Origin of the sequence: Mycobacteroides franklinii (assembly GCF_002013895.1) — a bacterium.
In the GTDB taxonomy this organism is placed as follows: domain Bacteria; phylum Actinomycetota; class Actinomycetes; order Mycobacteriales; family Mycobacteriaceae; genus Mycobacterium; species Mycobacterium franklinii.
Map to the genome: position 1 here is coordinate 1 of NZ_MAFQ01000026.1, position 19,062 is coordinate 19,062.

General features: G+C 68.9%; 26 protein-coding genes. 18 read left to right on the plus strand and 8 right to left on the minus strand.

Going from position 1 to position 19,062, the window contains the following annotated elements; translation table 11 throughout:
* Window positions 1–245 precede the first annotated feature (245 nt).
* The 4 genes from B4393_RS26465 to B4393_RS28245 form a co-directional block, all read right to left on the minus strand.
* Entirely contained in the window at window positions 246–2,207 is a 1,962-nt protein-coding gene (locus B4393_RS26465; RefSeq protein WP_078316077.1) for a heavy metal translocating P-type ATPase, read from the minus strand.
* Window positions 2,204–2,578 carry an ArsR/SmtB family transcription factor gene (locus B4393_RS26470; RefSeq protein ID WP_078316076.1) on the minus strand — a complete coding sequence of 125 codons (375 nt, stop codon included), beginning with the start codon at window positions 2,576–2,578 and terminating at the stop codon, window positions 2,204–2,206. Before B4393_RS26470 ends, B4393_RS26465 begins: the two co-directional genes overlap by 4 nt.
* A 130-nt stretch (window positions 2,579–2,708) precedes the next feature.
* Entirely contained in the window at window positions 2,709–3,050 is a 342-nt protein-coding gene (locus B4393_RS26475; RefSeq protein ID WP_078316075.1) for a hypothetical protein, read from the minus strand.
* A 97-nt stretch (window positions 3,051–3,147) separates the two neighbouring features.
* Window positions 3,148–3,546, minus strand: a complete 399-nt coding sequence (locus B4393_RS28245) for a hypothetical protein (protein WP_236743264.1) — start codon at window positions 3,544–3,546, stop codon at window positions 3,148–3,150.
* A gap of 128 nt (window positions 3,547–3,674) precedes the next feature.
* Between B4393_RS28245 and B4393_RS26485 the strand changes: the two genes are divergently transcribed.
* The 10 genes from B4393_RS26485 (at window position 3,675) to B4393_RS26525 (ending at window position 9,435) form a co-directional block, all read left to right on the plus strand.
* Window positions 3,675–4,256 (plus strand): DUF1942 domain-containing protein, encoded by a 582-nt coding sequence (locus B4393_RS26485; RefSeq protein WP_165758484.1) that lies wholly within the window; start codon window positions 3,675–3,677, stop codon window positions 4,254–4,256.
* A 158-nt stretch (window positions 4,257–4,414) separates the two neighbouring features.
* Entirely contained in the window at window positions 4,415–4,588 is a 174-nt protein-coding gene (locus B4393_RS27935; RefSeq protein ID WP_164909429.1) for a hypothetical protein, read from the plus strand.
* A gap of 51 nt (window positions 4,589–4,639) precedes the next feature.
* A complete protein-coding gene (locus B4393_RS26490) occupies window positions 4,640–5,413 on the plus strand; it encodes a hypothetical protein (RefSeq protein WP_109842413.1) in 774 nt (257 codons plus the stop codon).
* An 86-nt stretch (window positions 5,414–5,499) separates the two neighbouring features.
* Window positions 5,500–5,883, plus strand: coding sequence for a BlaI/MecI/CopY family transcriptional regulator (locus B4393_RS26495; protein WP_078316073.1), 384 nt, complete (start codon window positions 5,500–5,502; stop codon window positions 5,881–5,883).
* Window positions 5,880–6,836 carry a M56 family metallopeptidase gene (locus tag B4393_RS26500; protein ID WP_078316072.1) on the plus strand — a complete coding sequence of 319 codons (957 nt, stop codon included), beginning with the start codon at window positions 5,880–5,882 and terminating at the stop codon, window positions 6,834–6,836. Before B4393_RS26495 ends, B4393_RS26500 begins: the two co-directional genes overlap by 4 nt.
* Before the next feature lie 311 nt (window positions 6,837–7,147).
* Window positions 7,148–7,366, plus strand: coding sequence for a heavy-metal-associated domain-containing protein (locus B4393_RS26505; RefSeq protein WP_078316071.1), 219 nt, complete (start codon window positions 7,148–7,150; stop codon window positions 7,364–7,366).
* Between the two features lie 85 nt (window positions 7,367–7,451).
* Entirely contained in the window at window positions 7,452–8,018 is a 567-nt protein-coding gene (locus tag B4393_RS26510) for a hypothetical protein (RefSeq protein ID WP_078316070.1), read from the plus strand.
* Window positions 8,019–8,123: 105 nt separating this feature from the next.
* Window positions 8,124–8,570, plus strand: coding sequence for a putative copper homeostasis (lipo)protein LpqS (lpqS, locus tag B4393_RS26515; protein WP_133052542.1), 447 nt, complete (start codon window positions 8,124–8,126; stop codon window positions 8,568–8,570).
* 104 nt (window positions 8,571–8,674) lie between these two features.
* Entirely contained in the window at window positions 8,675–8,929 is a 255-nt protein-coding gene (locus B4393_RS26520; protein WP_078316068.1) for a hypothetical protein, read from the plus strand.
* 155 nt (window positions 8,930–9,084) lie between these two features.
* Entirely contained in the window at window positions 9,085–9,435 is a 351-nt protein-coding gene (locus B4393_RS26525; RefSeq protein ID WP_165758480.1) for a hypothetical protein, read from the plus strand.
* 264 nt (window positions 9,436–9,699) lie between these two features.
* Here the strand turns inward: B4393_RS26525 and B4393_RS26530 are convergent, their stop codons facing one another.
* Window positions 9,700–10,566: a polysaccharide deacetylase family protein gene (locus B4393_RS26530; protein ID WP_078316067.1), complete on the minus strand. Its 867-nt coding sequence runs from the start codon at window positions 10,564–10,566 to the stop codon at window positions 9,700–9,702.
* 157 nt (window positions 10,567–10,723) lie between these two features.
* On the opposite strand from B4393_RS26530, the gene B4393_RS26535 reads away from it, so the two are divergent.
* Together B4393_RS26535 and B4393_RS26540 are read left to right on the plus strand one after the other, a co-directional pair.
* Window positions 10,724–11,161, plus strand: a complete 438-nt coding sequence (locus tag B4393_RS26535; RefSeq protein WP_078316066.1) for a hypothetical protein — start codon at window positions 10,724–10,726, stop codon at window positions 11,159–11,161.
* A gap of 108 nt (window positions 11,162–11,269) precedes the next feature.
* On the plus strand, window positions 11,270–11,620 hold the full coding sequence (locus B4393_RS26540) for a hypothetical protein (protein WP_078316065.1): 351 nt from the start codon (window positions 11,270–11,272) through the stop codon (window positions 11,618–11,620).
* Window positions 11,621–11,697: 77 nt separating this feature from the next.
* Here B4393_RS26540 and B4393_RS26545 read toward each other — a convergent pair whose 3' ends face one another.
* Together B4393_RS26545 and B4393_RS26550 are read right to left on the minus strand one after the other, a co-directional pair.
* Window positions 11,698–12,345, minus strand: a complete 648-nt coding sequence (locus B4393_RS26545) for a DUF1942 domain-containing protein (protein ID WP_078316064.1) — start codon at window positions 12,343–12,345, stop codon at window positions 11,698–11,700.
* A 91-nt stretch (window positions 12,346–12,436) separates the two neighbouring features.
* Window positions 12,437–13,990: a multicopper oxidase family protein gene (locus tag B4393_RS26550; protein ID WP_078316063.1), complete on the minus strand. Its 1,554-nt coding sequence runs from the start codon at window positions 13,988–13,990 to the stop codon at window positions 12,437–12,439.
* 153 nt (window positions 13,991–14,143) lie between these two features.
* Between B4393_RS26550 and lpqS (B4393_RS26555) the strand changes: the two genes are divergently transcribed.
* From lpqS (B4393_RS26555) to B4393_RS26580, 6 genes are all read left to right on the plus strand, one after another.
* Window positions 14,144–14,578, plus strand: coding sequence for a putative copper homeostasis (lipo)protein LpqS (gene lpqS / locus B4393_RS26555; RefSeq protein WP_078316062.1), 435 nt, complete (start codon window positions 14,144–14,146; stop codon window positions 14,576–14,578).
* Window positions 14,579–14,698: 120 nt separating this feature from the next.
* Window positions 14,699–15,019, plus strand: coding sequence for a hypothetical protein (locus B4393_RS26560; protein WP_078316061.1), 321 nt, complete (start codon window positions 14,699–14,701; stop codon window positions 15,017–15,019).
* On the plus strand, window positions 15,013–15,405 hold the full coding sequence (locus B4393_RS26565) for a putative quinol monooxygenase (protein ID WP_078316060.1): 393 nt from the start codon (window positions 15,013–15,015) through the stop codon (window positions 15,403–15,405). Before B4393_RS26560 ends, B4393_RS26565 begins: the two co-directional genes overlap by 7 nt.
* An 80-nt stretch (window positions 15,406–15,485) precedes the next feature.
* Window positions 15,486–15,935: a putative copper homeostasis (lipo)protein LpqS gene (lpqS, locus tag B4393_RS26570; RefSeq protein WP_236743265.1), complete on the plus strand. Its 450-nt coding sequence runs from the start codon at window positions 15,486–15,488 to the stop codon at window positions 15,933–15,935.
* Window positions 15,936–16,155: 220 nt separating this feature from the next.
* Complete coding sequence (locus B4393_RS26575; protein ID WP_078316138.1) at window positions 16,156–17,190, plus strand: PLP-dependent cysteine synthase family protein; 1,035 nt, start codon at window positions 16,156–16,158, stop codon at window positions 17,188–17,190.
* 136 nt (window positions 17,191–17,326) lie between these two features.
* On the plus strand, window positions 17,327–17,905 hold the full coding sequence (locus B4393_RS26580; RefSeq protein WP_078316059.1) for a carbonic anhydrase: 579 nt from the start codon (window positions 17,327–17,329) through the stop codon (window positions 17,903–17,905).
* A 108-nt stretch (window positions 17,906–18,013) separates the two neighbouring features.
* On the opposite strand, the gene B4393_RS26585 is transcribed toward B4393_RS26580, so the two are convergent.
* Window positions 18,014–18,901, minus strand: a complete 888-nt coding sequence (locus B4393_RS26585) for an alpha/beta fold hydrolase (RefSeq protein ID WP_078316058.1) — start codon at window positions 18,899–18,901, stop codon at window positions 18,014–18,016.
* Window positions 18,902–19,062 lie beyond the last annotated feature (161 nt).

Genomic DNA, 19,062 nt, shown 5'->3' on the forward strand with positions numbered 1-19,062 from the left:
ATCTGTAACGTTTTGGGCGGTGTATCTGATTGTTACCGAGGTGTTTTGGCTGTGGGCTTATAGCCATGAGATACACAATTTTATGTAGCGGTGTATCCCACGTAGCGCGGTGACTCCCGCTTCGAGGTGCAGGGCCTGGGTGCTGCTCGCCGATGGGGAGTGATGGCCTGCCTTTTTCATGGTCGCTCTCTGGTCGCCGTGTTGTCACTGTTTTTTGATCACGGGGGTGGCCGGTGGCGGGCCGGTTATGGTTGATGAGCCAGTTGTGCTGCAGAGGTTTTCGCTTGTTCGGGGTTGATCAGCGGTTTCGTGCGTCCGGCGCGTACGCCGTTGGCGATGACGACGATTTCGGCTAGTTCGTGTACGGCCACGACCGCGGCCAGGCCCAGCAGGCCGGTCAGGGCCAGTGGGATCAGGATGGCGATCAGTCCCAGGGACATACCGACGTTTTGCAGCATGATGGCGCGGGCGCGGCGGGCGTGGGCCAGGGCTTGGGTGAGGTGGCGCAGGTCTTCGCCCATGAGGGCCACGTCGGCGGTTTCGATGGCTACGTCGGTGCCCATGGCGCCCATGGCGATGCCGAGGTCGGCGGTGGCCAGGGCGGGGGCGTCGTTGACGCCGTCGCCGACCATTGCGGTCGGATGATGTTGGCGCAGTTGACTGATGATGCGGGCTTTGTCTTCGGGGCGCAGGTCGGCGTGCACGGTGTCGATACCGACCTGGCGGGCCAGGGCGGTGGCGGTGGCGGTGTTATCGCCGGTGAGCATCGCCACCTGGTAGCCGCCGCGGTGCAGATCGGCGATGACTTGGGCGGCTTCGGGGCGCAGCTCGTCGCGCACCGCGATCGCGCCGAGCAGCTGGCCGTCCTGTTCGACCAGGACCGCGGTAGCGCCGCTGTTCTGCATCCGCGCCACGTCCGCGGCGAGCGGGCCGGGATCGAGCCAGCCGGGCCGCCCCAGCCGCAGCGTGCGGCTGTCGCGGCGGCCGGTCAACCCTGCGCCGGTGACCGCTTGCACCTCGTCGGCCGGGTCGATGCGGCCGGCGGCGGCCAGGATCGCTGCGGCCAGTGGGTGCTCGCTGCGGGCCTCTAATGCTGCTGCGGCGGATAGGACTTGCTCCGCGGTGGCGCCGATGGTGGTGGCGACTTCGATGACGGTGGGCCGGTTGGCGGTCAGGGTGCCGGTCTTATCCAGTGCGATGGTGCGCACCGCACCCAAAGCCTCAAGGGCAGCACCGCCTTTGACCAGGACGCCGAGTTTGGAGGCGGCGCCGATAGCGGCGACCACGGTAACCGGAACCGAAATGGCCAGTGCGCATGGGGATGCGGCCACCAGCACCACCAGAGCCCGCTCAATCCACACCAGCGGATCCCCCAACACCGAGCCGATGGCGGCGATCGCGGCGGCGATGATCATGATCGCGGGCACCAGCGGTTTGGCGATCCGGTCCGCTAGGCGCTGGCTGGCGCCCTTGCGGGATTGTTCGGCTTCCACGATCGCCACGATTCGGGCCAGCGAGTTATCGGCTGCGGTAGCGGTAACGTCCACGTGCAGGACCCCGGTGCCGTTGATCGAGCCGGCGAATACCTCATCGCCCGGCCCGGCTTCAACCGGTACCGATTCGCCGGTGATCGCCGAGGTGTTCAGGGCAGTGCGGCCCGCGGTGATGGTGCCGTCGGTGGCCACCCGCTCTCCGGGGAGCACCAACATCGTGTCACCGACCCGCAACTCGGTTGCTGGGATAGTTATTTCGGTGTCATCGCGGATGACGGTGGCTTCCTCGGGCACCAGGGACAGCAGTGCCCGCAGCCCGCGGCGGGTGCGGGCCAGCGCGTATTCTTCGAGGCCTTCGCTGATGGAGAACAGGAACGCCAGCATCGCGGCTTCGCCGACCTCACCGAGGATCACCGCCCCGACCGCGGCGATCGTCATCAGGGTGCCGACACCGATCTTGCCTTGGGCCAGCCGGCGCAGCGTCGAGGGCATAAACGTGTAGCCGCCGATCGCCAGCGCGGTCGCCTGCAGGCCGATCTCGACGGGCCGGAGCCCGCCGGTCCAGCCCACCACATACCCGGCCAAAAGCACCACCCCGGCGAGCGCCGCGAACCGCAGTTCGCTGACCTCCCAAAGCCGTTCGGGCTCACGCTGGTGGCCGCCATCGGCGTCACTGCCGGCGGGTTCGGCGTGGCCGCAGCATGCATCACTCATCGCGCTACCTTCCGCTCTGTGGAGTGGCCGTAGTTCGGGCACAACGCCACCGCGTTGCCCGTGGCGGCCAACAAGGCCTCGGCGGCGCTGAACACCGCCAGCACCTCCGGGCGGGTCAGCCGGTACACCGAGGAACGGCCCTGCGGCCGGAAATCGACCAGCCCGCAATCACGCAGGCACCCCAGATGCGCCGACACCGTCGACTGCGCCAGCCCCAACTCGGCCGTCAAATCCACCACCCGCGCCTCACCGGAGGCCAGCCGCCGCAAGATCGCCAACCGCGTCTGATCGGAAAGGCTATGGAACAGCGCCGAAGCCGCCCCCAATGACACCGGTTCAGAAGCCTGCGCCACCCACCCTTTAATCGCCATAAGGCGATGATAGCGTTTCCTGTTGTTGGATTGCCAACCCGTCCACCGCCACACGCTCACCGGGAGCAGGCCCGGCGAGGTGCTCAGCGGCGGCGGTGCAGGTCGGCCCGGTTCGCCGCGCACATCGCCACTAGCATCTGATTTCTACCCGCATGGTGCGGATGATCAGCTGTGGCCCGACCCCGCTGGGGCGCCTGGCGGGTCTGGGGTCCCGCACTTGTGGGCGTGTCCACCAGTACTGGGCGTCGATTTCCCGCACCGAGGTCACCGCGCACATTTGCAGGGGCTTGTTTCCGGTCCGGCTGACGATGACCTTGTCGCCTTGGCGCTGCAGCATGGCGATGACTTGCAGGGCATCGGGCCCGACAGGCCCGGCGGGCGCTGTGGGGGCGGCCGCGACCGCTAGCGCCGCGGCCCCGAGCGCAGCCGCTGCGCTGATGCTGATGCGGCGAAGAAAACTGTTGTTTTGCATGGGATTTCCCTACGTGTGAGGCGCCGCATCGAGAGCGGCGGCAAGTGAGCGTGGCGTGTGGGGCCCGCGCGCGAAATGCCGGGACCCGGGCGCACGCTCAGCGCCGGATCACGCAGAGCCGGTACCGAAGGTTGCGGCCACCGCCGCTTGGTGCCAGCCATGGCGGTGCCCGCGGCCCCGGGGTTCGGAGCTGGTGATACGCCGTCGAGGACGTCTGGGCCGGACCCGACACCGGCCCAAGGCCATGGCTGTCGCCGACGTCGATCGTGGGCGCAGCGGGTAGGCAATGCACCCAAGGATGCGCCGGCCCAAGGACTGCGCGGACCGCATCGGCGCTGGGCGCAGCAGCGGCCGGGGCGCTCGGGTGCCCCCGATCGGCGGCGAGCGCGGGGCCTTCGACTGCTGCCATGCAATGCAGCACCGCTATCGCGGTGGCGCCGGCTACCAGCAGTACGGCGAGCCGCCTCACCGAATACCGCATCTGCCGTCGAGCCACCACAATCCTCGCCCCTGATCTACTATCTAGGTACGTAGATAGTAGATCAACATGCGATCGATTTACGTAGCAGGTACATAGGAAACCGAGTTGCGTTGGAAGGAGTTGTGCACGTGCGTGTATTGCGAATGATCATGGTGGCTACGGCTGCGGTGGTGGCGATGTTGGCGGTCAGCGTTCCGCTGGCGAACGCGGCCAAACCCGGCTGTCCTCACAAGATGGGGTCGCATCAGCGGCTCAGTGATGCCGGTGGCGCGGTGGTGCAGGAATGGACCGTCAGCGGGCTGCGGGCGAGCGTCGATGCGGTGCTGGGTTATCCGGTGGCTGGGCAGCTTTGGGAGGCAACCGCTTCGGTGCGCGCGGTGACCGGGTCGGTGACCCCGCTCATTCCGAACCTGGCCGCCGTCTCCGGCGCGCAGGAGCACTACCCGGTGCTGTGGCAGGTGGCCAGCCCCTACGGCATCCCGGGGGCCACCATCGCCGCCGGGCACACCGCCACGGGCAAGGTGTATTTCGATGTCACCGGTGCGGCGCCGGGGATGGTGACCTACCAGGGCGGCGGGGCGATGCCCGCGCTGATGTGGTGCGATGGGGCGGCGATGAAGACGATGATGGCCGCGATGAAATCCGCGCCGGACTCGGAATGTTCCTGCTGCGCCGATATGCCCGCGCCCAAGGGCGGCGGCGACTGCTGCGACGATAAGCCCTGACGGGACTGTGCGGTGAATTGACGTGCAGGGCAGGTGATGTGACACACCGAAGCGCCGCATCTCCGGGCCCTGGCGCAACTCATACCCACGATCTACTATCTAGGTACGGAGATAGTAGATCGTGGGTATGAGTCATCAACCGTTTGGGAAGGAGCCCGATGGCGTATTACTTCACAGCGGCGGCGGTACTGGCTTGTCCGCTGGTGATGGGCGCGATGATGTGGATGATGATGCGGGCCCCAGGCGAGTCCAATACTGCTGAGCGCCAGGAACTGCGAGCGTTGCGTACAGAGATCGACCAGCTCAAATCCGGGCGCGACCGCGCCCTGTAGTTAGCAGCCCGATCCGCGGTGGCCACCCAAAGGGTGCCGTACCCCGGGTCGATGAACCCGGAAGGCGCCGAGATCGAGTGGGCGCATTGGCCGGTGAACGGAGTGTTATCGATGACGTTTTGGCGCGCAGCACGCGCTGCGGGCCGCCGTGACAGGCGCAGTGCCGTAACGGATCTGCGCTCGGGTGCGGGTGGGCCCCTGGTGCCGCTGGTGGGTACCACGGCGGCGGCGGTGTTCGCGGTCGCGGTCATCGGTACCGTGATCGCCTCGCACGGTGCTCAGCACACCGCGCCGGGTGCGCCGGCAGGTTTGGATCATCCGGCAGCCACCGTTGCGGTGGGCGCCGAGGGCACCCCGCCGTGGCCGGCCCCGGCCGATCCCGGTGCGGCGGCGGACGCCGCGGGTCTGCCGATGGCCCGCATGGAAGGCACGGTGCAGCACATTCACGCCCATCTTGACGTGCAGGTGGACGGGCAGCCGGTGCCGGTACCGGCCAATATCGGTGTCGATGTGCGCCGCGGCACGATGAGCGCCCTGCACACCCACGACGACAGCGGCCTCATCCATATCGAGTCACCGGTGCGCCGGCAGTTCAGCCTCGGCGAATTGTTCACCGAATGGCAGGTCAGCTTGGCCGCCGATCACATCGGAGGCCTGCGCACCGGGGCGGGAAAACAGCTGCGCGTGCTGGTCAATGGCGTGCCGCAGACAGGTAACCCGGCCGCGATCACCCTGGCGGCCCACGACCAGATCGCCGTCATCTACGGCGCCCCGCGCCCGGGGGAGGCCATCGCCTCCACATACCAGTTCGCCGACGGCCAATGACAGTGCCGGAGGCATCGGCTGACCGCCGGGATTACTATGTACGTACGTAGACCGTAAGAATGCTGACGGCCAGGGAGATACCAGCAGTGCGTAGTCGAGGTTTTGGGGAGCTGGAAGCGGTCGTGATGGACCGTGTGTGGAGCCGCGGCCAGGACACGGGCACCACGGTGCGGGAGGTGTTCGACGAGCTGGCCACCGAACGCGATATCGCCTACACCACCGTGATGTCCACGATGGACAACCTGCACACCAAGGGCTGGCTGGAGCGCGAACGCGAGGGCAAAGCCTACCGGTATTGGGCGGTCCTGACCCGCGAGCAGCACAGCGCCCGCCTGATGCGCGAGGCCCTCGACGGCGGCGGCAGCGCAGATCTGGTTCTGACCCACTTCCTGGAACAGATCACCCCGGAAGAATCGGCGCGGCTGCGGGCGGTGCTGCGTCGCCCGGCCAAACGGGCCCGCGCCACGTGAGTATCGCCGTCTGTCTGCTGCTCTACAGCACCGTGGTGCTGGTTTTCGGGCCGCGCTGTTTGCCGCTGCTGACCCGCGCCGGCCATACCCCGCACCTGGCGATCACCGCATGGCTGGCCGCTATCGCCAGCGTCCTGGCCACCTGGCTGGCCGCTACCGTACTCATCGTCATTGACGTTGCCCGCCAATGGGATTCCCCCGCGTTGGTACTCGCGGCGTGCATCACCAGCCTGCACGCGGTGGCTGCCGGCGATGCAGGTATCGCCGCCCAGGCCGCGCTGTTGGCCCTGGCCACCGCGATCAGCGCAGCGGCCGCCGCACTGGGTGTGCGCCTGGCCCGAACGCTCATCGGCTTGCGCGGCACCGCCCACGAACACGCCCGCGCCGTACACATTGTGGGCCGGCACACCGGCGCCGCCGGCGACGTGATGGTTCTGCAGGCCCAAGAACCGGCCGCCTACTGCGTGGCGGGACGCCCCTCGGCGATCGTGCTCACCACCGCCGCCCTTGCCGCCCTCGATGACCAGCAGATCGCGGCGGTACTGGCACACGAACGCGCCCACCTGGCCGGACATCACCCCCAGCTCGTGACCGCGCTGCGCGCTCTGGCCACGGTGCTACCGCGGGTTCGGCTCATGACCGACGGCCACACCGAGGTGTCCGGGCTACTGGAGATGTGCGCCGATGACGCCGCAGTACGCCAGCACGGCCGCAGCGCCCTGCTGGAAGGGCTGATGAACCTAGCCGGCGCCGCCAGCACCCCGGCCTGGGCCCTGGGCGCGGCCCATGTGGCGGTCCTGAACCGCGCCGAACGGCTCGTGGCATCTCCGCCGACGCTGGTGGCGCGGGCACGCGCAGCGACCGCGCTGGCGATCACCCTCACGCTCATCGCCGCCGGGCCGCTGATCACCGCCGCACTGGCCGCCTCCGGCGCACTGCTGTGCAGCCCGTAGCGCACACAGGCCACCACCGGCGGCCAGGATACGGAAACAGGCCGCCGCACAAGCTTCCGCCACTCTGAGATACCCCGTACGTGTACGGCAGGGCAACCCACATCTCCTTGTGATGACATCGTCGGAACGGTCGATGTTGTGCGGCCAAGCCCTGCATAACATCGCAGTTAGAGGGCGGATATCGATACCCTGATCGGGTATATGGGCCTTCCTGGAAAGCCGACCTGTCAGGCCTGGCAGCAATGCTCTGCACGATTAACCCTACGGGGGTATCCTTTCGTAATCTGTTAGGTCCCGGCAAGGAGGTTGCGATGAGCGTTCCGGCGAGCACAGTGACAGTCAGGGTGTCCGGTATGAGCTGCGGGCACTGCGCCGCGGCGGTGCGTCAGGAGGTCGGTGCCCTGCCGGGGGTCAGCGGTGTGGACGTCGATGTCACCGCGGGCACCGTCACCATCTCCAGCACCGCGCCGCTGCAGGTCGCCGCGATCGAGGCGGCTATAGGCCGGGCCGGCTACACACTGGCCGCATAAGACCGCATGGCCGGGCCCATCTCGGGCAGGCGGCCGGACAGCACGGCTCGGCAAACAACACATCCCTTTTGAGAGGACACCGCTTATGGCCACACGACACCGTGTTCTGAGTGCGGCGGGCACCACGGCCGGCGTGCTCGCCGCCGCACTCGCCATCGCCGCGACACCGGCGGCCTCGGCCGACCCGGCCCCGCCGATCCCGTTCATTCCCGCCATCCCCGCCCCGTTGCCGGCAGTGCCGGGCAGCTACACCTACAGCTACTACAACTTCCCGGCCGTGGCCCCCGCCACGGTGGATGCGCGCGGGGTGAAGATCGCCACCAACGCCGACCCCGGAGCCGCCGGGTCGGGGATGCCCGGCAGCAAGCTCGGCAACGCCGCCCACCCGCCCAACATCCAGTCCTCCTCTAGCACCCGCTACGGGATCGCCGGAGGCATCAGCCGGCCGGTGGCACCGAGCACCACGGGCGTGCAGTTCGGCGCAGGCAACGAGAGCCCCGCACTCGAAGACCCCTATGGACGCCCGCCGCAAAACATCGGCGGCGCCGAGGCCGCCACCCCGCCGACGGTCATGCCCGGCGCACCGGCCGCCCCCATCCTGGAAGACCCGCACGGGCAGCCGCCCCCAGCGCCCGCCGAAGAGTCCCCGTAACCACCTGCCGGACATCGGCGCCTGGTGCAAGCACCGATGCGACCAGCGTCAATGCATTTCGGCGATACCCTATACGGGTACCTGGTAGATGTGTATGGTGAAGTGATGGCGCTGTGCGGTGAACGCATCGCACCACGCCCGCACCGGATGGCGGTGGGCGTGGTGCGCGTACTGCTGACCGCGGCGGTGGTGTTGGTGCCCTCGCTGCAATGCGTGCCGGGCATGCGCGAGGCCGTCGCTGTCGCCGCACCCGCGCCGCACGTGCTTTCCGTGGCTGGGGCCCCTGCCGCTGCCACACACGTAGGCGCAGCCGACGCGGCCACTGATCGCGATCACCATCGGTGCGCCTTAGTGACTGCCGCCGCGGTGGCCGCGGAGGCAGTTGGTGCGTTGCACGGGTGGGATCTGCTGTCCGCGGCTGCGGTGGTCGCCGCGGCGACATGGGGGGCGCTGTGGTCGCACAGCACCCGCGGCCCGCCGCGGCGGCCCTCGACCTGGTTTCTGCGCGGCGGACGTGAGCGTCTGCAGCATTTCTGCGTGATGCGGCGCTGACCATCAGTTCCCCGGTACCCGCATGCGGGTACTGGGGGGAGCACTGGTCGGGGCCATCCCATCGCGGCCGCCGCAACGGCGGCCCCCTCACGCAAGGAATCCTCATGAACTACAACACAATTATCTGTTATCGCAGGCTCACCGCTGCTGTCGCGGCCCCACTGGCCGCGTTCACCCTGGCCTTGAGCGCACCCGCCCTGGCCCAAGCGGCCGGGCCCGGCCGGGCCGCCGACTCCATCAGCACCCAGGCGCCCGCCGGTCCCGGCTGCCGCCATCACAACTGCTGGCCCCGACCGGGCCACGGTGGCGGCTGGGGCGGTGGCTGGAGCCACGGCGGTGGCTGGGGTCCGCACCGCTAACCCCCGCACCGCTAACCCCGCCCCTTAAGCCGGTGCCGCCCCCGCCACTCTGCGTCCCTGCGGGGGCGGCACCCTCACGGCACCACCGCGCCCCGGCCACATGGCCGCGCAGGCATCTGCAGCACTTCGAATACTCCTGCCATACAAGGACATCCATGACCGTGACCGCACCCCTACGAGCACTAAGTGCACCACGAGCACTGGCCGCTGCCGCCTTGACGGTCGCGGCCAGCCTCACCGCGCTCGCATGGGCAGCGCCGGCCGCCGCCGGCCCGGCCCAACCCGGACCGAAAGCGCCGGGCAACGCCCAAACCGTGATCACCGAACTCAAAACCCGCGGCGATCAGGTGATCGTCAACGGCGACACCACCGGAAGACCGCTGTCGGGGTGCACCGCCGTCTCGGTGCGCGTCGGCCGACACATCTACAACCAAGTGCCCCAGCGCAAAGGCCCAGCCACCCGGGCCCTGGCCTCGCACGTCATGTACGTCACCGTGCAGTGCTGACCGGCTCCGGGCGCGCCGCACAGGAGCGCTCCGCCACGCCGATTTACAGAACATGTGGGTGCGCCATGGCACCGATAGGTAACTCAGAGACCGTGGATCGGCGGCTCCTCGGGCCCGGCTGCAACGGGGGCACTGGCCGGGGTGGCCGGCGCCCGCGATCACCGAAGGGGCGCTGCCTGTCGGCCTCGCCCGCCCCCAGGGCCCCAGCCTGCTCAGTGTGCCTGAAAATCGTTAGCCCGCAGGCTAACTGGGTGCCGGTTCGGGTTATTGTGGGCCGCCGGGATTTTGGTTCGGGATGTCGGTGATGGGCAGGTTCGGTGCGGGCCTGGGCGACGGCGTGGCCGGTAGCCCGGGAATCTTGGTGGCCGCGATGTCATGAATGTCATTGACCGGCGGTCCATTTTCGCGGCCACCGTAGCTGGAGCCGGGGGCGCGCTGCCCGAGCAGATGACTGACGGTGACCATGTGATAGCCGCCTGCGATCAGCACCGGCAGGAACTGGTAGACGATGTCGACGGTGCTCGAATAGGTGTCGTGCAACAGCACCACCGCGCCGGGTTTGATCTGGGTTTTGAGCATGTAGACGGTGGCGGCGGTGTTGGCGTCGTTGATCCAGTCGAACGGTATGACGTCCCACAGGATTTCGGCCAGTCCCTGCCTGCGGGCCTCGGCGCGCACCGCGTCGCTGGAGACCCCGCCGGCAGGCCGGTACAGGTGCGGGAAGGTGCCGGTGGCCGCCGCGATCGCCTCGGCGCCCCGGCGCAGCTGCGCGGGGATATCAGCCACCGCGATGGTGGCCATGTTCGGATGCTCCCAGGTGTGGCCCGCCACCTCCATCCCGGCCGCAGCGATCCGGCGGGCCGCCTCGGGGTCGGCGGCCACCTTGTTGCCGATCAGGAAAAACGTGGCCTTGGCGCCGCGGTCGGTGAGCACCTGCAGCAGCCGATCGGTGAACGGGGTGGGGCCGTCATCGAAGGTCAGCGCCACACATTTGTACCGCGCACAGTCCACCGTGTCCGGGCCCAGCAGCAGCCGATGACGCACGCCGAGCGCGACCACACCGGCTGCAGCCAAAACCACCACCGCGACCACCGCAATCTGGAACCGCACGGACCGCAGCACCGTACCCACAGATCCACCTCCTGGCGTACCGGGCAGTGCCGCGACGGCCCGCCCGCCGCGCGATCGCCATACCCGTGGGGGGCATCCTTGCACGCGTACCTGGACACCGTCCGCCCACCACGCCAATAAAGCCATACCCGGTAGGGGTAAGAGCTACAGTGGGTGTATGCGGATGCCCCCGGGCTATGGGCAGCGCCGACCGCTGCGGGAGCGTGCGGGGGCACTGCTGCTGGCGGCGGCGCTGACTGTCCTGGCGGCGCTGGGGTGCAGCGCCGATCTGCCCCGCACGGGCACTGCGGCAGGCTCAGGCGGCCAACTCACGCGTGCTGCGGCCACCGGCGGGATGCCAGGGCTGCTCGCCGTACCCGCCCACCAGGTGCGGGCCGCCGCCGATGTGCCCTGCCCGCATGCGCAGATCGCCCCGGCGGTACTCGGCGGCGATAACGCGTCCCTGAAATGGGCCGCGCCGATTCTGCCGATCACCGCCGCTGCAGCGGGTATGGCCAGATACGTGCAGGTGCGGTGGCCGCCGCCGCGCCCACCGGTGGCCGCCCTCGCCGGTGGCCGTTTGTTGTTGCATCAGCTCTGCGTGATCCGGCGCTGAGGAACACCCCGGGCTACCCGCGTGCCGTGATGGCCCGCAGGCTGCCCGTACCGGTGTCCTGGCCAGCGCCGCGCCCTCGATGCGGCGCCTCACACGTAGGGAATTCTCATGCACAACAAACGTTTTCATCGCCGTGCCGGCATCGCGACCGCAGCCGCGGCGATATTTGTGGCTGCCTCAGCGCTGGGCCTATCTGGTGCCGCGCTGGCACAGGCAGGCCCGGGGAGCCCTGATGCGCTGCAGGTCATCTTGATGCTGCAGCGTCAGGGCGACAAGGTCATCGTCAACCGCACCGGAAACAAGCCGCTGCACATGTGCACCGTGACCTCGGTACGCGAAGGAACCTCCGAGTACTGGTGGACCCATCCGCAGGTGGTCGGCCCCAACCGGGCCACCCGCGCCCATGGGGTGGGCACTCAGCTGCTGTACCGCACCATGTACGTCGACGTGCAGTGCTGACCAAACAGCCGCAGCCGGGCGAGAAAGTCCGTTGGTGGCGGGGGCTGTTGATCAGCTGGTGGTGCCGGTAGCGGGGTTCAGGCCGCCGCGCCTGGCTGGCCGGCGCAGCAGGGGCAGCCGCCGGCCGGGGTGGGTGCGGGCATGTCCTGACAGCACGGGCAGTCCGCCATCATCGCAGCCATCTTGGCGGCCATGGAGGCTTTCATCTTGGGATCCATGGGCATGTTCGCAGGCATGCCCATGGACTCGCTACAGCACCACATCATTGCCGGCGCCGATCCGCCGTTGCTGTAGACCACGGCCATCGGGTCGGGGCCGGTGACATCGAAATACATTGTGCCCGAAGATGTTTGTCCTTCATTCAGGGTGGCCCCGGGTAGCCCCTGGCCGGTCCCGACCTGCCAGAGCACCGGGTAGTGCGCGCCGGTGGCGTGGGCGGCCAGATTGGGGATCAGCGGGGTGATGGTGCCGCGCGCAGCTTTGACGGTGGCCGAGGCTTCCCAAAGCTGCCCGGCCGGAGCGTAGCCGGGCAGTACAGCCTGCGATTTCTTGAGCGCGGTGACGGTCCATTCCTGGGTGCCGCCGCCGGCATCAGGGAGCTGCTGGGCGGCCCCGTAGCGGTGCGGACAGGCGCCGGCGGCGCTGCCCAGCGGCGCGCCTAATAGCCCGGCCAGGAACAGCCCTGCGGTGGTCAGGGCCAGCAGGACCAAACGTAGTCCTCGCATATGTGATCTCTTTCTGTGTGGTCGACAAAGGGGTGTTCCCGCTGCCCGGGGTATGGCCGGTGCAGCGAAATCTGCGGTGTGGTCGCGGTGGCTATTGGCGGTAGGAGATGACGGTCATCATCCCGGCTTCGCCGTGATAGATGTTGTGGCAGTGGGTGAGCCATTGGCCGGGGTTGTCGGCGTCGAAGTCGACCTCCACGGTGGCCATCGGGGCAACCAGGACGGTGTCCTTGCGGGCGGTGTAGGCCCCCGCTGGGGAGCGCACGGCGAAGGTGTGCCCGTGCAGGTGCATGGGGTGGAACATCATCGAGTTGTTGATGTAGCGCAGCCGCACCCGTTGGCCTTCGCGCACGGGCAGCCCCTGGGAGGGGTTGTAGGTCTTCTCGTTGATGGTCCAGGTGTACTTATCGCCCGGCCCGGCCAGGCGCAGGTCATAGGAGATGTCGGGTTCGCGTGGCGCCAAGGCGACGCCGTCGGTGGCGCTCAACGTCGCGGCGGCCAGCACGGTCATGTTCTTCATCGTGGCAGCCGCGTTCTGGGCTGAGCCGACGACGGGTTTGCCGGTTACGCGCAGCAGCAGCTGCGCGTAGCCGTCCTTGCCGTACGGGACAGCCAGCAGCGGTACCGACGCATCGCCGACGGTGATGATCGCATCGATGCGCTCACCCATCCCGATCAGCAGCGCATCGGCCTGCTGGGGCTGTACCGGGAAGCCGTCGGTGTGGGTCACCGTCAGCGGCGACCCGGGCACCGCGACCCGAAACGCGCTATCACCAGCGGCATTGATGATGCGCAGCCGCACCCGGGTCCCGGGCCGATAATCAACGCTCTGCGGGTCGGCAGCTACCCGGCCGTTGACCAGGTAGTGCGGGTAGGTGACATCGCCGCCGTCGGCGCCCAACGGCGCACCCGCACTGACCCCCATCCCACCCATCGGCATCCCGCCCGACATCCCGCCGGGCATATCGCCCATCGAGGGGGCCATGCCGGGCATGCCCTTAGCGGTGAGCCCGGCCAGGACCTTGTCGGGGTTGGTGCCGGTGCCGTCGATCCAGTCATCGAGCACCACGACGAGTTCGGCGTCGTAGCCGGCCCGCTCGTTGGGGTCCTCGACGATCAGCGGCGCATATAGCCCACGATCGAGCTGGGTGCCCACATGCGGATGAAACCAATACGTGCCCGCGTGCGCCACCGCGAACTCATAGGTGAACGCCCCGCCAGCCCCGATCTGCGTCTGCGTCAGATCGGGCACCCCGTCCATATCGTTACGCAGCGCGATCCCGTGCCAGTGCACCGTGGTGGGCGCAGGCAACCCGTTGGCCACGCTCACCCGCAGCACCTCACCCTTGCGGACCCGGATCTCCCGGCCCGGCACCTGATCGCCGTACCCCCACGTCGAGACCGTGGTGCCCGCCAGGTCCAGCTGCAGCGGGCGGGCCTGCACGCTCACCGGAACCAGCCGGCCGCCCCCGTCGCGGCGAGCCGCCTCCAGCGCGCCCACCCGCGGCGAGTCCGGCCCCACCATCTGCCCGGCCGACCCTGGCGCCGCGCGGGTACCGCAGGCCGCCAACACCCCGGCCGCCGCCGCGGCCCCGCTCAGCTGTAAGAAACCACGCCGGCCCCACTGCGATCGCGATACAGCCACCAGTAACTCCCTTCATCGACCACCGGCCCGGCACCTAAAAACACACGTCAAATACCGGGTAAGGGTATGCGCATATCATGTTATGGTGAAGAAGTGTTGCCGTCCACTGGCGAAGGGCAACCCCTCCGGAATTCCGGGGCGGGGCGCCCCACGGTGAGCGCAATCGGCGGCCACGGCGCACGTGTTGCGCCGTGGCTCGGTGCCGCGGTGGTCGCGGTACTGGCGGCCCTGCTGGTGGCGCAATGCGGGGCGATGGCCCACCACGGGGCGGCCGCCACGGCGTTGCCGCATCATGCGGTCGCCGCCGGTTCGACGCTGCAACGCAGCACTGCTGCCATCGCCCCCCACAACCACTTCGCGGTGCCCGCCTCGGCCATCTGCGCCGCCGCCGCTGACGCGGTGACCGCTGCGCTTGCCGCCCCAACTGTGCTGCGGGTGTTGTGGATCGTGGTGCTCACGCTCGTGGCCTGCGCGGCGTTCTGGGCGGCAGCCCCGGCACTGACCCGCGGGCCGCCACCACATACCGGGCCGGTGGCGATCGCCACCGGCCGCATACTCATTCACCGTTTCTGCGTGCTGCGGCGCTGATCGCTGCCGGCCCAACCCTGCCATGCCCCTTACCGGGCCGGTGCGGGTTCTGGCCTGTAGCCGACCAATCAGTCACCGCCGCGCCCTTGGGCGCAGCCCACACGTAGAAGGTGCTTTGCCATGAACAACATTATTCGTGGCCGTGTCGCAGCATGGACACTGGCCGCCGCCGCAGCTGCAGCCTTACTGCTGGCCCCGGCCGCCCAGGCCGGGCCCGGCGATCTGGGGAACGCCGACGATGTCATCAACAGCCTCAAAGCCCAGGGCAACAAGGTCATCGTCACCAAGACCGGCAACAAGCCGCTCTCGCAATGCGTGGCCACCCGGGTACGCAAAGATCTCGATGTCTACGGCAACCCGAGGATCTACCCGAACATCTCCTCCGGGCCCACCCGGCGGATGTGGCTTTACAGCGTCTACCACGTCGACATCCAATGCTGAACCCCGACAGCGTGCTCGCGCCGGTGCCGCCGGCGGCGCCACCGCCGCGGCCCAGCAGCACGCTTGTCTATGTAACCGGTGAGGTCACCGCCAAACTCGGCGCCGAGGAAACGGTGTGGGGCCAGCTCAACGTCCTGCTGGAACGCACCCGCTACGACCGCGGCAACCTGCGCTACGAGATCTTCCGCGACGCCGGCGACCCGGGGCATTTCCTGGTGCACCAAACCTGGAAAACACCCCAACATCTGCACCGGCATCTGCGGTCCGAGCCGGTGGCCAGGTGTATCGGCGCCATCAGGGCGGCCGCGCAGGTCCCGCTGGCGCTGACGGTGTGCGATGTGCAGCGGGCGCACACCAAACCCGCGCCGACAGGCAAACGGCCATGACACCGGGTACTGCGGTGGCGCATCACAATCCGGTCACATACCCGCCAGGGGTATCGGCTGGCCGTGGTAGCGTGGCGGCCATGGCGATCCGGATGCAGCGCCGCGGCCAGCTCATGCTGGTGGCGGCGCTCATCGGTGCGATCGCCGCGCTTCCGCTGCTGCTGCACTGCCTGCCCGGGGACACCCATCACGGGGCCCCGGCCGCGCACCACCAGGTCAACTCGGCCGTCGCGAGGGGCACGGCGGCAGGCCCCGCGGCGCCGATGAGCACCGGGCTGGCCACCGATCACCCACATGCCGGCAGCGCCGTGCACGGCGCGCTGTGCCAAAGCCTCGACGGGCTCACCGCAGCGCTGCGCGCCGATAATCCACTGCGGCTGCTGGCCGCGTTCGCCTCCGCCGTGCTGGCCGCTGTCCTGGCCGCGCCGCTGGTGGCCAGCATCAGCCGGGGCCCGCCCGTGCGGGCCTTCGCTACCTTCCCGCGGTCAGGGCGTGTGCTGCTGACCGATCTGTGCATCATCCGACGCTGATCTGCGCCTTCGGGTCACCTATCACTCATGGGTGACCCCGCCGCCTCATCAGCCGTTCCCGGCCGCCCCTATGCGGCCCCCGATGCAGGGACCACCTTTCATGAACGACACCATCACCGCAGCCTCCACACTGCCCCGCGCGGCCGCTCACCGGCTGGGCCGCCGCATCAAACCGGTCACCACCCGGCCCACCGGTGCCCGCCATCTGAGCCCCGCCGACATGGTCGGCAACACCCCGGTGGTGCGGATATCCGAACCGTTATCGGGCCCCGGGCAAGGGTTCTGGGCCAAACTCGAAGGCGCCAACCCCAACGGCATCAAGGACCGGCCCGCCCTGTACATGGTTGAGCAGGCCAAGGCCCGCGGCGACCTCAAACCTGGCGCCCGGATCGTCGAATCAACCAGCGGCACACTCGGGTTGGGGCTGGCCCTGGCCGGGATCGTGCACCAGCACCCGGTCACCCTGGTCACCGACCCAGGCCTGGAACCGGCCATCGTCAACATGCTGGCCGCCCACGGGGCCACCGTGGACATGGTCAGCGCACCGCACCCCGAGGGCGGCTGGCAGCAAGCACGCAAAGACCGGGTCGCACAACTGCTGGCACAAGACCGCGGCGCCTGGTGCCCGGATCAGTACCAGAACCCCGACAACGTCGCCGCCTACGCACCGCTGGCCGCCGAACTGATCGCCCAGCTGGGCACCGTCGATGTGCTGATCGCCTCGGTGGGCACCGGCGGACACTCAGCCGGGGTGAGCCGGATCCTGCACCAGCACAACCCACACATGCAGCTGATCGGGGTGGACACCATCGGCTCCACCATCTTCGGCCAACCGGCCGCCACCCGGCTCATGCGCGGCCTGGGATCGAGCATCTACCCCGACAACGTCGACTACAGCGCCTTCGACGAAGTGCATTGGGTCGCACCGCACGAGGCGGTATGGGCCGCCCGCACCCTGGCAGCGACCCACCACAGCACCGGAGGCTGGAGCGTGGGCGCGGTGGCCTTGGTCGCCGGGTGGGCCGCACGCCGCGCCTCCCCGGGCACCCAGATAGCGGCGATCTTCCCCGACGGGCCGCTGCGCTACCACGGCACCATCTTCGACGACGACTACTGCCGCACACACAACCTGCTGGGCCGCGCACCAGCAGCGGGCCCAGAGCGCATCGAAAGCCCCACCGACAGTGTCGTGCAGCGATGGACCCGCTGCACCAACGTGATTGACCCCATAGGTGCCCTGCGGGCCATCGCCTGATCACCGGCATGAACCCGCAAACACCCCGAGCACACCGCACACCACAGCGCTCAGGGCACCAGGCCCGCACCCACCTCCATCGCGCCGGTACACCGCGAGTGTGCCTGCGCCCCTTCCCGATAGGGGATCTTCTGCCATGACTTCTCTCCGCGACACCGACACCACCGCCTACCCCGATGCCCTCTATCTGGCCTGCTCGGAGGCGCCGATGCCCCCGGGCGCGGCCACCGCAGGCACCTCGGGACCTTCTGGTGAGCTGCTGACCGTGCGTAACATCGGGAACCTGGTGCCCACCGATCCCGCCGAAGGATCGGTCGATGCGGCCCTGGACTTCGCGCTCAACGCACTTCAGGTGCGCACGATCGTGGTGTGCGGGCACTCGGGCTGCGGGGCCATGGCTTCGCTGCTCTCCGAATCGATTGACACACCCACCAGCTCGGTGGGCCGCTGGCTCGACAACGCCCGCGACACCCTGGGGGCCTACCGCGAATTTCACCTGGCCCGCGTAGGTGCTGCCGCCCGTGGATTCAGCCAGGCCGACCAGCTCGCCGTGGTCAACGTCGTGATCCAGGTCGAACGCCTTGTGCACCACCCGATCTTGGTCGCCGCTGTGGTCTCGGGCCGCCTGCAGGTGGCCGGCACCTTCTACAGCGCCGACACCGGAAGTCTGTACGAGGTCAGCGCCACCGGTATCCCCACACCCGGGGTCCGGTGACGCCAGGCAGCCGTGCCCGCTGCGTGGGCGCTAAAGCCACACGAGACCGGATCGGCACCGAACCGGTTGCACCACAACACCGTTGCGCGCCGAACAGCCCGTGCGCCGTCAGTGGGGACCGGATAGTCCGCGCCCGGGCGCCGCGGTGCGGCCGGCGATGCGCACGATCTCCTCGGCGACCAGCTGCGGTTCGGTGAAAACCGGTAGATGACCCGACTTTGTGGCCAGGACATGCCGGGCACCAAGGCGTGCGGCGGTGCGGCGGTGGGCATCCAGGAAGGCTGCGCGAAGGGAGCGGTCCAGCGGCGTGGCTTTGGTGCCCGAAATGACGGTCACGGGCATATCGCCCAGATCGCGGGGGTGTGCGCGCAAGGTTCGCAGCGCGTCGATGAAGAATCGCTCCTCGGCGTCGGCCGCGTGTTCGGCGCCGGTAGTTAGGTCTTCGGCGACCAGATCATGGGCCACGTCGGCGGGCATCCCCGGCGCCGCGCGGCGCACCGCCGCGGCCAGCAGATGCAGGCGGCGCAACACGCCGATGAACCAGCGGCCCGCCACCGCGATCCGGCGTAATTGTTTAAGCGGGGACCCACAGCACACGTTCACGTGTTCATCGGAGTGATCAACGAGCACCAGGGCGGCGATGCGCGAGGGGTCCTGTTGGGCGGCGGCCAGTGCGATCGTGCCCCCGTAGCTGTGCCCCACCAGGATGTAGGGGCCGGCATCGAGGGCCGTCAACAGTTCGTCGAGGTCCCCGGTGAGGCGCTCCATGGTGCGCGGTGCCCCGTCCGCATCACTGCGCCCCAGATTCGCGCGGTCGTAGACGACCGTCGAAAGCTGTTGCGCCACCAGCGGAGCCACCAGCCCCCACTCCGAGCGGGACGCCCCCAGCCCCGATTCGAACACCACGGTCGGGCTGCCGAGACCGGCACGCATGTAGTGCAGTGCCCGCCCATCGGCGAGCCGGGCCACGGCGTGCTCACCCAGGGTGTGTGCCATCGGCAGTCCTTTCCTCCCCGGCACGTGAGGGCACCTCGGCATCTATGCGCCCGCGCCGGGACACCCAATTATACCCCATGGGGGTATATGCGTTTGGGGTTTGGCGGCTGCGGTGCGGCACCTGCATCAGCGGATCGTTGAGCCCCGCCCATCGGCGGGCG

Excerpts from the sequence above, each read along its gene's own strand:
- B4393_RS26545 (WP_078316064.1), bottom strand. The coding sequence starts at position 12,345 with ATGCGAGGACTACGTTTGGTCCTGCTGGCCCTGACCACCGCAGGGCTG.
- B4393_RS26470 (WP_078316076.1), bottom strand. The coding sequence starts at position 2,578 with ATGGCGATTAAAGGGTGGGTGGCGCAGGCTTCTGAACCGGTGTCATTG.
- B4393_RS26585 (WP_078316058.1), bottom strand. The coding sequence starts at position 18,901 with ATGGCACACACCCTGGGTGAGCACGCCGTGGCCCGGCTCGCCGATGGG.
- lpqS (WP_133052542.1), top strand. The coding sequence starts at position 8,124 with ATGGCGCTGTGCGGTGAACGCATCGCACCACGCCCGCACCGGATGGCG.
- B4393_RS26580 (WP_078316059.1), top strand. The coding sequence starts at position 17,327 with ATGACTTCTCTCCGCGACACCGACACCACCGCCTACCCCGATGCCCTC.
- B4393_RS26490 (WP_109842413.1), top strand. The coding sequence starts at position 4,640 with ATGAACCCGGAAGGCGCCGAGATCGAGTGGGCGCATTGGCCGGTGAAC.
- B4393_RS26510 (WP_078316070.1), top strand. The coding sequence starts at position 7,452 with ATGGCCACACGACACCGTGTTCTGAGTGCGGCGGGCACCACGGCCGGC.
- B4393_RS27935 (WP_164909429.1), top strand. The coding sequence starts at position 4,415 with ATGGCGTATTACTTCACAGCGGCGGCGGTACTGGCTTGTCCGCTGGTG.
- B4393_RS26565 (WP_078316060.1), top strand. The coding sequence starts at position 15,013 with ATGCTGAACCCCGACAGCGTGCTCGCGCCGGTGCCGCCGGCGGCGCCA.
- B4393_RS26575 (WP_078316138.1), top strand. The coding sequence starts at position 16,156 with ATGGTCGGCAACACCCCGGTGGTGCGGATATCCGAACCGTTATCGGGC.
- B4393_RS26535 (WP_078316066.1), top strand. The coding sequence starts at position 10,724 with ATGCGGATGCCCCCGGGCTATGGGCAGCGCCGACCGCTGCGGGAGCGT.
- B4393_RS26465 (WP_078316077.1), bottom strand. The coding sequence starts at position 2,207 with ATGAGTGATGCATGCTGCGGCCACGCCGAACCCGCCGGCAGTGACGCC.
- B4393_RS26560 (WP_078316061.1), top strand. The coding sequence starts at position 14,699 with ATGAACAACATTATTCGTGGCCGTGTCGCAGCATGGACACTGGCCGCC.
- B4393_RS26525 (WP_165758480.1), top strand. The coding sequence starts at position 9,085 with ATGACCGTGACCGCACCCCTACGAGCACTAAGTGCACCACGAGCACTG.
- B4393_RS26505 (WP_078316071.1), top strand. The coding sequence starts at position 7,148 with ATGAGCGTTCCGGCGAGCACAGTGACAGTCAGGGTGTCCGGTATGAGC.
- lpqS (WP_236743265.1), top strand. The coding sequence starts at position 15,486 with ATGGCGATCCGGATGCAGCGCCGCGGCCAGCTCATGCTGGTGGCGGCG.
- B4393_RS26475 (WP_078316075.1), bottom strand. The coding sequence starts at position 3,050 with ATGCAAAACAACAGTTTTCTTCGCCGCATCAGCATCAGCGCAGCGGCT.
- B4393_RS26520 (WP_078316068.1), top strand. The coding sequence starts at position 8,675 with ATGAACTACAACACAATTATCTGTTATCGCAGGCTCACCGCTGCTGTC.
- B4393_RS26540 (WP_078316065.1), top strand. The coding sequence starts at position 11,270 with ATGCACAACAAACGTTTTCATCGCCGTGCCGGCATCGCGACCGCAGCC.
- B4393_RS26485 (WP_165758484.1), top strand. The coding sequence starts at position 3,675 with ATGATCATGGTGGCTACGGCTGCGGTGGTGGCGATGTTGGCGGTCAGC.